The organism is Sandarakinorhabdus sp. (assembly GCF_987265915.1).
The window spans coordinates 2791259-2803259 of sequence record NZ_OZ503948.1 but is presented as its reverse complement, the minus strand read 5'-3'; the positions used below and the strand labels follow the sequence as shown (position 1 = coordinate 2803259).

At 67.3% G+C, this 12001-nt stretch carries 8 protein-coding genes and 1 other RNA gene; 3 read left to right on the top strand and 6 right to left on the bottom strand.

All coding sequences use genetic code 11. The features are described 5' to 3' along the window. Positions 1-153: 153 nt before the first annotated feature. Positions 154-1893, top strand: a complete 1740-nt coding sequence (locus tag AC6UUM_RS13320) for an EAL domain-containing protein (RefSeq protein WP_500802752.1) — start codon at positions 154-156, stop codon at positions 1891-1893. Positions 1894-2073: 180 nt separating this feature from the next. Here AC6UUM_RS13320 and mfd read toward each other — a convergent pair whose 3' ends face one another. Together mfd and AC6UUM_RS13310 are read right to left on the bottom strand one after the other, a co-directional pair. Beyond that, positions 2074-5679, bottom strand: coding sequence for a transcription-repair coupling factor (gene mfd / locus AC6UUM_RS13315; protein WP_500802751.1), 3606 nt, complete (start codon positions 5677-5679; stop codon positions 2074-2076). A 156-nt stretch (positions 5680-5835) separates the two neighbouring features. After that, positions 5836-6120 carry an FAD assembly factor SdhE gene (locus tag AC6UUM_RS13310; protein WP_500802750.1) on the bottom strand — a complete coding sequence of 95 codons (285 nt, stop codon included), beginning with the start codon at positions 6118-6120 and terminating at the stop codon, positions 5836-5838. Positions 6121-6223: 103 nt separating this feature from the next. On the opposite strand from AC6UUM_RS13310, the gene recG reads away from it, so the two are divergent. Beyond that, positions 6224-8281 (top strand): ATP-dependent DNA helicase RecG, encoded by a 2058-nt coding sequence (gene recG / locus AC6UUM_RS13305; RefSeq protein ID WP_500802749.1) that lies wholly within the window; start codon positions 6224-6226, stop codon positions 8279-8281. Positions 8282-8511: 230 nt separating this feature from the next. Here recG and rnpB read toward each other — a convergent pair. Next, an RNA gene (rnpB, locus tag AC6UUM_RS13300) (RNase P RNA component class A) lies at positions 8512-8906 on the bottom strand. 50 nt (positions 8907-8956) lie between these two features. On the opposite strand from rnpB, the gene AC6UUM_RS13295 reads away from it, so the two are divergent. After that, positions 8957-9259 carry a DUF6522 family protein gene (locus AC6UUM_RS13295; protein ID WP_500802748.1) on the top strand — a complete coding sequence of 101 codons (303 nt, stop codon included), beginning with the start codon at positions 8957-8959 and terminating at the stop codon, positions 9257-9259. Between the two features lie 203 nt (positions 9260-9462). On the opposite strand, the gene AC6UUM_RS13290 is transcribed toward AC6UUM_RS13295, so the two are convergent. From AC6UUM_RS13290 to AC6UUM_RS13280, 3 genes are read right to left on the bottom strand one after another with little or no spacing between them, the layout of a single operon-like run. Then, positions 9463-10140: an N-acetylmuramoyl-L-alanine amidase gene (locus AC6UUM_RS13290; RefSeq protein ID WP_500802747.1), complete on the bottom strand. Its 678-nt coding sequence runs from the start codon at positions 10138-10140 to the stop codon at positions 9463-9465. Continuing rightward, positions 10140-11024 (bottom strand): DMT family transporter, encoded by an 885-nt coding sequence (locus AC6UUM_RS13285; RefSeq protein ID WP_500802746.1) that lies wholly within the window; start codon positions 11022-11024, stop codon positions 10140-10142. The genes AC6UUM_RS13290 and AC6UUM_RS13285 overlap by 1 nt, the downstream gene beginning before the upstream one ends. Then, a complete protein-coding gene (locus AC6UUM_RS13280; protein WP_500802745.1) occupies positions 11021-11734 on the bottom strand; it encodes a TerB family tellurite resistance protein in 714 nt (237 codons plus the stop codon). Before AC6UUM_RS13280 ends, AC6UUM_RS13285 begins: the two co-directional genes overlap by 4 nt. Positions 11735-12001 lie beyond the last annotated feature (267 nt).

The window sequence follows — 12001 nt, the reverse complement described above, 5'->3', positions numbered from 1 at the left end:
ATCGGCCAAGCCTGTGGCAGGCGTGGCCGGCTTGGCAAGTGATTCGGCAATTTTCTGGACAAGATATTTCGGTTCAGTTAATACCGAAGTGGTGACAATGGCGCGGCAACGCGCTATTCTGTTCCTCGTTTGCTAGGCAGGTTGACGCGCTTCATGGGTCTCACAACTTCCGAGCCGGTCTTGATCGTCTCGCCGCGCTATGCCGATGATCTGGCGGCGATGGCGACGGCGGCGGGCAAGGTGCCGCGGCTGGAACGCCGCCCGGACGCCGCGCCGGCGCGTTTCGCCGCCGAACCGGTGCGGGTCGTGGTGGTGGATGCGCGCGGTGCGCTGGCCGCCGGCCTGACCGTGGCGCGCGCCCTCGGGCCATCGGTGGAAAGCCGGCGCGGCGCCATGCTGGTGCTGCTGTCGCGCAGCGATGCCAATGCGTCGGGCGCCGCCAGTGAAGCCGGCGCAACATCGGTGCTGGTGTCGCCGTTTGGATCGGACAGTTTCACCAATGCGCTGGCGCTGGCCGGGCGCCATGCCGCGCGCCTGGCGGCGGCCGCAGCGGCGCCGTTGCCCAGCGATGTGCCGGGTGCCGATCGGTTGACCGGCCTGGCCAGCGGCGATCGCATCCAATGCTGGCTCGCCGATCAGCGCGCCGCCGGGCAACCGGCGGGGGTGATCGTGGTCGGGGTCGGCCGCTTTTCCCAGATCAACACCATTCACGGCCGTGATGTCGCTGATCGTCTGCTGGCGGCGATCGCGGCCCGGCTGGGCCCGATTGCCGATGCCGGCCTGCATGGCGGCGAAGTGCGGTTGCTCGGCCGGTTGACGGCGGCAGAATTCGCCCTGGGCGTGTCAGGCGCGGCCGCGGCGCGCGGCATCGATGCGCTGGCGCGCCGGCTGCTCGGCGGGTTCGAACGGCCGTTTGCGGTTGATGACCGGTTGATCCATGTGTCGGGCCGTGCCGGCATCGCCTGGGATGATGGCCGCATGGCCGGCGAGCCCGGCGCCGTCGCGGCCGGCCTGCTGCGGGAGGCGGCGATTGCGCTTGCCGACGCGCGCAGCCGGGAACCAGGCGCCGTGGCGCGGTTCATGCACGATGATGTCGGGGCGGCGCTGGCACTGCGCGTCGATCTGGAATCCGATCTGTTCCGGGCGCTGGCCGATGGCGACATCGCCGTGCTGTTCCAGCCGCTGGCCAGCCTGGCCGATGGCCATGTCGTTGGGGCCGAGGCGCTGGTGCGCTGGGACCATCCGGTACATGGCCGCCTGTCTGCCGCCACGCTGCTGGAAACGGCGGCATCGGCCGAACTGGCGATCACGCTGGGCCGTCACATCCGCGCCCGTGCCATTGCCGCCGCCGCGGCCTGGACCGGGCCGCTGGCTGATCTGAAACTGTCGCTGAACGTCACGGCCGCCGATCTGGCCGATCCGCAGTTCATCGACACGCTGGCCACCGATCTGATCCACGCCGGCCTGTCGCCGCACCGGCTGATCGTGGAGGTGACCGAAGAAGCCATCATCAACGACATGGACGCGGCCGCCGCCACCTTGTCGCTGCTGCGCCGCGACGGGGTGGGCATTTCGCTCGATGATTTCGGTGCCGGTTATTCGAGCCTGGCGCGGCTGGCGCGGCTGCCGGTGGACACGATCAAGCTGGATCGCAGCTTTGCCATCGGCCTGACCGGGTCGGAACGGGAGCGCATCGTGGTGGAAGGCATGATCGCCACGGCACGTCGGCTGGGCCTCGCCGTCGTGGCCGAAGGCATCGAGGATGATGTGCAGATGGCCGCCGCGCGCGCCGCCGGCTGCCAGTGGGTGCAAGGCTTCTGCGTGGCGCCGCCAATGGATCAGGCTGCATTGGCCGAATTTTGCGCTGGCCGGCCGAAGGTGAGCGTGGCTTAGGCTCGATTGCGCCCCTTGGTTCCCTCCCTTCAAGGGAGGGCGACTCGGCGCCAGCCGAGCGGGGTGGGTGATCCTGCCTGCGCCCACAGATGACACCCACCCCGGGCCTCGCCGGCGGCTCGTCTCTCGCCCTCCCTTGAAGGGAGGGAGCTTTCTCGCTTAGCCCAGAGGCAATCCAGCCTAACGCCGACCCAGCTTGGATTTGAAGATCGACGGCCGGATCGGCACTTTCGCCGCCGGCAATTTGGGCGGCAAGGGCTTGGCCGCCGGTTTCACAGACGGCTTGACGGTGGCGCCGCCCGCCAATTTGGCCAGCGCCGAGGCGATTTGCAGAGCGCCCTTCAGCCGGGTGCGATCATCGCCCCAATCGGCGGCAATAAACAATTTCTGATCCGGCCTTATCTTGGCGCGCGCGCCCAGCCGCTCGATATAGGCCATCAGGCCATCGGGATTGCCGAAACGATCGTCGCGGAAGCTGATCAGGCCGCCCTTGCGCCCAGCCTCCAGCTTGGCGACGCCGGCAGCCAGGCAGGCCAGCTTGATCTCGATGACGGACAGGAGATTTTCGGCTTCGGAGGGCAGCGGGCCGAAGCGGTCGATCATCTCGGCCGCCAGCCCATCAATCGCCGGGCGGCCATCCAGCTCGTTCAGGCGGCGATACAGCGCCATGCGCACATTCAAGTCGGGCACATAATGTTCGGGGATCAGGATCGGCACTTCGGCAGTGATCTGGGGGCTGAAGGCTTCGGCGGGCGGCTTCATGCCGGCGGCCTCGGCGCGCGCTTCCAGGATCGCTTCCTCCAGCATGGACTGGTACAGTTCGAAGCCGATCTCCTTGATATGGCCGGATTGTTCGTCGCCCAACAGATTGCCGGCGCCGCGCTGATCGAGATCATGGCTGGCCAGTTGGAAGCCGGCGCCCAGCGTGTCGAGCTGGCTGAGCACTTGCAGGCGTTTTTCGGCGCCTTCGGTGATCGCCGCGCCGTCAGCGGTGGTCAGATAGGCATAGGCGCGGGTCTTGCCGCGCCCCACGCGGCCGCGGATCTGATAGAGTTGCGCCAGGCCGAAGCGATCGGCGCGATAGACGATCAGGGTGTTGGCCGACGGGATATCAAGGCCCGATTCGATGATGGTGGTCGAAAGCAGCACATCATAGCGCTTGTCGTAGAAAGCACTCATCCGCTCTTCGACTTCGGATGGTGCCATCTGGCCATGGGCGGAGATCGGCTTCACCTCCGGCACGGTTTCGCGCAGGAATTCCTCCAGATCGGGCATGTCGGAAATGCGCGGCACCACGATGAAGCTCTGGCCGCCGCGATAATGTTCGCGCAGCAGCGCTTCGCGGATCACCACCGGATCGAACGGCATCACATAGGTGCGCACCGCCAGGCGATCGACCGGCGGCGTGGCGATCACGCTCATTTCGCGCAAGCCCGTCAGCGCCATCTGCAACGTGCGCGGGATCGGCGTAGCGGTGAGCGTGAGCACATGTACATCGGCCTTCAGCGACTTCAGCCGTTCCTTGTGAACGACCCCGAAGCGTTGTTCCTCATCGACAATCACCAGGCCGAGCCGCTTGAATTCAATGCTTTTCGCCAGCAGCGCGTGGGTGCCGACAACAATGTCGGCGGTGCCGGCCGCCAGTTCCTCGCGCGCCGCCTTGGCATCGCCGGCGGTGACCAGGCGCGACAGGTGGCGCACCTCCACCGGCAAGCCGGTGAAACGCTCGCGAAAATTCTGATGATGCTGGCGCGCCAGCAAGGTCGTCGGGCACACCACCGCCACCTGCATGCCCGACATGGCAGCCGCATAGGCGGCGCGCAGCGCCACCTCCGTCTTGCCGAAGCCGACATCGCCGCACACCAGCCGATCCATCGGCTTGCCGGAGGTGAGATCGTCGATCACATCGCCGATGGCCTTCAGCTGATCGTCTGTCTCGGCATAAGGGAAGCGATCGACAAACGCCGCCATGCCGTGCGCGTCGATGCTCACCGGCTCGCCTTCGCGCAGCATCCGCGCCGCCGCGGTTGCCAGCAGTTCGCCGGCAATCTCGCGGATGCGGTTCTTCATCCGCGCCTTGCGGGTGCTCCAGGCGACGCCGCCCAATTTGTCGAGGCCGACGCCATCGGAATCGCTGCCATAGCGGCTGAGCACGTCGATATTCTCGACCGGCACATACAGCTTGTCGCCGCCGTCATAGCTCAGCGCCACGCAATCATGCGGCTTGCCGCCGATCGCAATCGCCAGCAGGCCATCATAACGCCCGATGCCATGATCGCGGTGCACGATCAGATCGCCGGGACTGAGCATGGCGAGTTCCGCCATGAAGGCATCGGCGCGCCGCACCGATCGCGCCTTGCGCACCAGCCGGTCGCCCAGCATGTCCTGTTCGGTCAGCAGGTGCAGCCGCCCGCGCGGTTCTTCGAGCGTGAAGCCATGATCCAAAGGCAAAACGGTGAGCACAACCGCACCGGCCGCGGCCTGACCCAGCGCCTCCTGCCAATGATCGGCGAGGGCGAGACGCGTCATGCCTTCATCGACCAGCAGCCCGCGCAGGCGTTCGCGCGCGCCGGCGGAGTAGCTGGCGAGGATCACCCGGTCCCCGGCGGCCCGGCGCTGTTCGACATGCGCGAGGATGGCGGCATAGACCGGCGCGCCGCCATTGGCCTGCGCCACGCGTTCCGGGGCGAAATCGCGCGCGGCGTTGGCAGCGCAATCGATGGCAAACAGCGTGCCATCGGCAACATCGTGCGGCGATGTGGCATGCACCTTGTGCGCCGCCAGTTGCGCCGCCCACTCGGCTGGTGCCAGATACAGCGCGTCTGCCGGCAGCGGGCGATAGCTGCCCTTCTTCTGGCTGAGCGCCGCCACGCGGTTGTCGTGATAATCGGCAATGGCTTCGAACCGGTCGGACGCCGCCCCGTCGGCGCCATGATCCCGAACCAGCAGGTCATCTGCGCCGATCCAGTCGAACATCGTCACCAGGCCGGGTTCGAACAGCGGCAACCAGTGCTCCATGCCAGCCAGCCGCCGCCCGTCGCTGACCGCTTCATAGATCGGATCGCCGGTAGCGGTGGCGCCGAAGCGTTCGAGCCAGCCGGCGCGGAACGCCTTGATGCGCGCCTCATCCAGCAGCACTTCGGACACAGGGAGCAGATCAAAGCCGTCGGCCGGCCCCAGGCTGCGCTGGCTGGCCGGATCGAAGCGGCGGATGGTTTCAATCTCGTCGCCGAAGAAATCGAGGCGCAGGCCATGATCAGCGCCGGCCGCCATCACATCAACAAGGCCGCCGCGCAGCGCATATTCGCCGGCCTCCACCACCGTATCGACGCGCACATAACCGTTGGCGGCCAATTTCAGGGCGAGCGCATTGCGATCGATGCGGCTGCCGGGTTTCAGCCGTGCCGCGAGGGCGGCGATGCGCGATTTCGGCAGCACGCGCTGGGTGATGGCGTTGACCGTGGTGACCACCAGCTGCGCGCCGGTCGGCGCCTCGGTCAGCGCCGCCAGCGCCGCGACCCGGTCCGACGCGCTTTTCAGCGACGGCGAAGCGCGGTCATAGGGCAGGCAATCCCAGGCCGGCAGCACCAGCACGGCGATTTCGGGGGCGAAATAGCTGGCAGCTTCGGCAACGGCACGGGCCTGGGCTTCGTCGGCGGCAATGAACCAGGCGCGGCCTTTGGTGGCGCGCGCCGCATCGGCCATCAGCCACGGCAGATAACCGCCGGCACAACGCGCCAGCGTGACCGCGCGCGGCGCGGCGATGAAGCGGGGGAGATCGATCAATTCACCCCTCTCCCCTTCACATCACCCTCTCCCGCTTGCGGGAGAGGGATGCGAGCGCAGCGAGCGGGGAGAGGGAATGTGGCTGCGGCGTGCGCAACCCCTCTCCCTCCCACCGCTGCGCGGCGGGCCCCTCCCTCTCCCGCAAGGGGAGAGGGGTTATTTGGTAACTTCGACATAATCGAGCTTCTTCAGCGCCTGCATCCAGTCATTGTCCAGATGCGCCGGCACTGCCGCCGTGCCGAATGCCCAGGCGAGGATATCGACATCCTGTTCCTGCAAGATCACTTCGAACCAGGCCATCGCCGCCTCGTCGAAATCGGCGCCATGGCGCGCGAAGAAACCGCCGACGACCAGATCGGCCTCCTTGGTGCCGCGATGGTCGGCACGATAGCGCGCGCGGCGCAGGCGCAATTCCATCGAGTCCGGCTGGTTGTCGTTCATCGTGCCCAAGTCCTTTGCCGCGCCTTCAAAACAGGATTGCCCAAAGCACTTTTCCACGCGGCGTTTCAAACGGCCAGCGCGGTGCTATGAGGTTGGCATAGCCATGCGCCCGGACATCCTCAACCCATTGTTCGCCGAAGTCGCCGCGCTGAAAGGCGTCGGGCCGTCGCAGGTGCGGCAGCTTGGCCGGCTGAAGATCACGCGCGCCATCGATCTCGCCTTCCATCTGCCGGTGATGATGATCGACCGGCTGGCGGTGGACGCGCTCGATGAAAGCCTGGTCGGCCGGCCGGTGGTGGTGCCACTGACGGCAGCGCGGCACGATCGCGGCGGCCCGCGCAGTCCGCTGCGCGTCGCGGCGGTCGATCGCGGCGGGCAGTGGGTGGATCTGGTGTTCTTCGGCCAGAGCGCGAGTTGGGCGCAGACGCGGCTACCGATCGGCGTCGAGAAGCGCATCATCGGCAAGCTCGACCGTTATGGTCAGAAATTGCAGATCGCCCACCCCGATGTGCAAGCGATGGACGGCCAGGCGCCGCCGCCCGAACGCGAAGCCGTCTATCCGCTGACCGAAGGCCTGACCAACCGGCGCATGGCGCAACTGGTGGCAGAGGCTCTGGGCCGCGTGCCGGCGCTGGCCGAATGGATCGAGCCATCGGTGATCGCGCGGGCTGGTTGGGCCGGCTTTGCCGACAGTCTGGCCGCTGCGCATCAGATGAATGGGGGGCGTGACCGGCTGGCCTATGATGAACTGCTGGCCAATCAACTGGCGCTGCTGCTGGTGCGCGCCGATACGCGCAGCCGGCGCGGGCGGGCGCTGGCGGGCGACGGCCGGCTGACCGGGCCGCTGCTGGCAAGCCTGCCGTGGCAATTGACCGGCGCGCAGCGCCGCGTGCTCGGTGAAATCACCGGTGACATGGCGCAGGCGCAGCCCATGTTGCGCCTGCTGCAAGGCGATGTCGGATCGGGCAAGACGCTGGTCGGCCTGATGGCGATGTTGACCGCGGTGGAGGCCGGCACCCAGGCGGCGTTGCTGGCGCCCACCGAGACCCTGGCGCGGCAACATCATGCGACGCTGACCAGACAGGCCGCAAATCTGCCGGTGCGGATCGCGCTGCTCACCGGGCGCGACAAGGGCCGTGCGCGGGAGGCGTTGCTGAATGATCTGGCCGAAGGGCGCATCGACATCTTGATCGGCACCCACGCGATTTTCCAGGAGACAGTGGCCTATCAGGACCTGGGCTTGGTCGTGGTCGATGAACAGCATCGTTTTGGCGTGGCGCAGCGCCTGTTGCTGGCAGGCAAGGCCCGCGTGCCGCCGCATGTGCTGGCGATGACCGCCACGCCGATCCCGCGCAGCCTGGCGCTGACCCGCTTTGGCGAAATGGACCAGAGCATCATCGACGAACGCCCGCCCGGCCGGCAACCGATCGACACGCGGGTGATGGCGACGGCGCGGCTAGATGAGGTGACGGCGGCGCTGGCCCGGCATCTGGATGGCGGCGGCCAGGCCTATTGGGTGTGCCCGCTGGTTGATGGCAATGAAGACGCGGATGAAGCTGCCGCCACCACGCGCGCGGCCTTCCTGAAGGCGCGGCTGGGCGAGGACCGCGTCGGGCTGGTGCACGGCCGCATGAAGGGGCCGGACAAGGATGCAGTGATGGCGGAGTTCGCTGCCGGCCGCCTTGGCCTGCTGGTGGCGACGACGGTGATCGAGGTGGGGGTGGACGTGCCCAACGCCACGTTGATGATCATCGAAGCCGCCGAACGCTTTGGCCTGGCGCAATTGCACCAGTTGCGCGGCCGGGTCGGGCGCGGGGCGGGGCACAGCGTCTGCCTGCTGCTGCGCGGCGATGAGCTGTCGGAAACCGCGCGCCAACGGCTGAAACTGTTGCGCGAGACCAATGATGGCTTTCGCATTGCCGAGGCCGATCTGAAACTGCGCGGGCCGGGCGAGATATTGGGCACGCGCCAATCGGGCGAGGAGGTATTCCGCTTCGCCGATCCGGGGCGGGTGCAGCAGTTCGTCACCATGGCGCGCGATGATGCGCGGTTGCTGCTGGAGCGCGACGGCGGGCTGGCGGGGGTGCGCGGACAGGCGGCGCGGGTGTTGCTGTATCTGTTCGAGCGGGATGCGGGGGTGGCGTTGCTGCGGTCGGGCTAGTTCGACGGCGTCCACGCGTGCCACCCCTCCGTCAGCCTTCGGCTGCCACCTCCCCTTGCAGGGGAGGAGCAATGATCCTCCCCTGCAAGGGGAGGTGGCGAGCGCAGCGAGACGGAGGGGTGGCGCGTTTTGGGGCTTGGGGCGGCTCATGCCGCCGGGACTGGCACCTATGCCGCAGACCCACCCCCAACCCCTCCCGCAAGCGGGAGGGGAGCAAGAAGGGCCGCGATGCGATCACATCGTCTATAAGCCGGGTTCTGTCCCGGGGCCGAAACCCCATGGGCGACCATTCCTCTCGGACGGCGGTTGCCCGCCGCCTCCAGCAACCAACCCGGATGACTGGGCCGGTTCCTGCCCTGCATGTCGAAACATGCGCGCCATCCCTATTCGGTCTTGCTCCCGGTGGGGTTTGCCGTGCCGCTTTGGTTGCCCATCGCGCGGTGCGCTCTTGCCGCACCGTTTCACCCTTGCCTGTCCCCCGTTTCCGGGGCCATCGGCGGTCTCTTCTCTGTGGCACTGTCCCTGACTCCCGAAGGAGCCGCCGGGCGTTACCCGGCACCGCGTTCCGTGGAGCCCGGACTTTCCTCGGCAGAATAAATCCTGACGCGGCCGCCCGACGACGTGATCGCCGCCGCCCTATGGCCTTTTCCGATGATTCGCGCCACTGGCTGCCGCATGATCGAGATTGAAGCTAATATCGGCAGCGAAGGGCAAAGCTTCACCGTGCCGGCCGAAGTGATTGCGCAAGGGCTGAAGCTCGCCCCGGAAGCCGTGCAGCCGATGCTGGCCGGGCGGCAGATCAGCACCTGGGTGGAAGCCGGCGTCGATGAGGATTTCGGCACCTTCCGCCTGACCTTCGCCACCGACAAGCGCCGGCTGCGGGTGATCATCGATGCACTGGGCAGCATCGTTTCGCACAGCACGCTGGATTTCGGCGGGCATGACCTGCCGGTGGCGGCGCGGCGGCCGACACGCTGAGGCGCGGCAACATTACACAGTTGCAATGTAACCTTATTCGCACCACTTGCGTAACTGTCAGGTCAGCACCCCCCCTTGTTGCTGACTCTGCTGGCAGGCAGCCTTGCCGGCCACCGCGTCCTTGATGGCCTTTCCCCCTGTTGGGCCATCGGCGGGAAAACCTGGCGGCCAGCCCTCTCCCCCGTGGGCTGGCCGCCTTTTTCTTACAAGCCTTCCGCCACCAGCAGCCCGCGCAAAATTCGGCGGCATTCGGCATCGATCACGCCGTCCAGCACAGCCGGGCGGTGGCGGCGCTGAAAGGCGATCACCGCCTCGGCGGGCGCGGTCATATCATAGCCATAGCGGGCGAGTGCGGCGAGAAAGCCGGGGTCCGTCCAGCCGGGATCGAGGCTGGGGGCGGGTGCGGCGGCCAGGCCGAGTGCGGCCAGTCGCGGCCAATCGAACAGCTCGCCGGGGTCCTGCTTGCGGGTGGGGGCGATGTCGCTATGGCCGACGACATTGGCCGGCGCGATGCGGTGGCGCGCGATGATGTTGGTGGCCAGCGCCACCACCGCGTCCATCTGCGGGCGCGGGAAGGGCACATAGCCGAACTCGTGGCCGGGATTGACGATCTCGATGCCGATGCTGGCGCTGTTGATATCAGTGATGCCGCGCCACCAGCTGCGCCCGGCGTGCCAAGCGCGGTTCGCCTCATCCACCATCTGCAGCACGGTGCCGTCTTCGGCGACGACATAATGCGCCGAGACACTGGAGGCCGGATTGGCCAGCCAGTCGATGGCGGCGTCGCCGGTCTGCATGCCGGTATAGTGCATCACCAGCATGGCGATCGGCAGCTTGCGCACATCGAAATTCGGGCTTGGGCGGGTGATCGCGTTGGGCATTATAGGGGCTCCACCGGCACATCCGTGTCGCGCCGCTGCGCAGTGCGCAAGGTGATGATGGCAACGCCGACGAAGGTCAGCGCGCCGCCGACCAGCATCTGGCCGGTGATCGGCGTGTGATAGACGGCAATCGCCACGGCCACCGAAATCAGCGGGGTGGGCAGGGTGAGTGGCGAAACCACTGCCACCGGATAGCGCTGGAACAGCCAGGTCATGCCGCCATGGCCGATCACCGAGGATATGATCCCCGAATAGGCCAGCCAGCCCCAGGTGCTGATCGGCAATTGCGGGATGGCGGCCACATGTTCGGGTTCGACCACCAGCGCCGCCACCAGCATCACCGGCACGGAAATCAGCCCCAGCCAGGCGTGAATGGTCAGCACTGGCACGCCCGCCAAGGTTCGGAACAGCAGATTGCCGCCGGCCCAGCACATGGCGGCGCCCACGGTGAGGATCAGGCCGAGGCGTTCGTTGGCAATGGCCGGATCAAAGCCCATCACCACCGCGCCGGTGATGGCAATCGCGATGGCGGTGATGCGTGGCCAGCGGATGCGTTCGCCCATGAAGATCACTGCGAGGATCAGGCTGAACGGCACGCCCAATTGCCCGACGATCGAAAGCGCCGACAGATTGTCGGCCACCGCAAAGCTGAGCGCGCCCAGAGTCATGAAGCCGGCGCCGGCGACCAGCCCGGTGAGCAGGATGATATGCATCCGCCCTGGCAACCAGCGCAGGAACGGCAGGCAGACCAAGGTCACCACGGCATAGCGCAGCAGCACCGCCACCAGCGGCCCGGCCGAAACCACCGATTCCTTCAGCGCCACGATGTTGCAGGCCCAGATGCAATCGATGGCCAGGATCATGGCAAGATGGGCGGGTTTCATCGGCGGCGCCCTGTCAGTTGATCATAGGCCGCATTGATTGCGGCCATGCGCAGTTCCGATACGCGGATGAATTCCGATGGCACGCCTTCGGCGACGGCGCGATCGGGGTGATAGCGTTTCACCAGCGCATGGTATGCCGCCTTGATCGTGGCGGCATCCGCGCCGGGTTCCACGCCCAGCACCGCCCAAAGATCATCGGCGGCGGGCGCCAGATGGCGGCGCCGGATGCGCGCCTGCGCCGCCGCATCAAAGCCCAGCAGGTTGGCGACCTGTTCGAGATAGGCCAGTTCGGCCGCATCAAAGCCATCGACCGCAGCGATCATCCACAGCGCATCGAGCAGATCCTCCAGCGTCGGCGATCCCGGCCCCAGCAGCTCGGCGGCCTGCCGCGCATAGGCTTCAAAGCCGGCGGTGGACGCCTTGGCCAGATCATAGAAGCGCCGCGCGTTGACCAATTCGGCAGGATCGACGCGGAACAGCCGCTGGAAAGTGGCGAATTCGGCTGCGGTGGCCTCGCCATCGGCGCTGGCCATCTTGGCCGAAAGCGCGATGGCGGCGATGGTGAAGGCCACCTGGCGCTGGCCGGGTTTGGTGAAGCGGGCGCGCGCCAGATCGACGGCACTGCCGGCCGCCGCGCCGGCCAGCGCGCCGATCGGACCCCCGATCACCAACCCGATGGCGGTGCCGGCCAGCGTTGCCCAGATGCTCATGCCCAGCGGTCTAGGCGATTACGCCCAGCCGGGAAAGCGGGCGGCAATTAGGCCGTGAACTCATAAATTCCATGCCCCGGCACGGCCCGGAGCAGCCCGGCCCGAGTGAGTGAGCGCAGTGGCGGTGGCAGCACCGTCCAAGCGAAACGAGCGCCCCAGCCGCGTTTACGCGGCGTCCGCCGCTAGGGCCGGGCTGCTCCGGGCCGCCCTTCGGGTTGCCCGCAGAAGCGAAATGGCGTCGTCGACCGGCCTTGCCGGGGGGCGAAG

Excerpts from the sequence above, each read along its gene's own strand:
- AC6UUM_RS13295 (WP_500802748.1), top strand. The coding sequence starts at position 8,957 with ATGATCGAGATTGAAGCTAATATCGGCAGCGAAGGGCAAAGCTTCACC.
- AC6UUM_RS13285 (WP_500802746.1), bottom strand. The coding sequence starts at position 11,024 with ATGAAACCCGCCCATCTTGCCATGATCCTGGCCATCGATTGCATCTGG.
- AC6UUM_RS13320 (WP_500802752.1), top strand. The coding sequence starts at position 154 with ATGGGTCTCACAACTTCCGAGCCGGTCTTGATCGTCTCGCCGCGCTAT.
- recG (WP_500802749.1), top strand. The coding sequence starts at position 6,224 with ATGCGCCCGGACATCCTCAACCCATTGTTCGCCGAAGTCGCCGCGCTG.
- AC6UUM_RS13280 (WP_500802745.1), bottom strand. The coding sequence starts at position 11,734 with ATGAGCATCTGGGCAACGCTGGCCGGCACCGCCATCGGGTTGGTGATC.
- AC6UUM_RS13310 (WP_500802750.1), bottom strand. The coding sequence starts at position 6,120 with ATGAACGACAACCAGCCGGACTCGATGGAATTGCGCCTGCGCCGCGCG.
- AC6UUM_RS13290 (WP_500802747.1), bottom strand. The coding sequence starts at position 10,140 with ATGCCCAACGCGATCACCCGCCCAAGCCCGAATTTCGATGTGCGCAAG.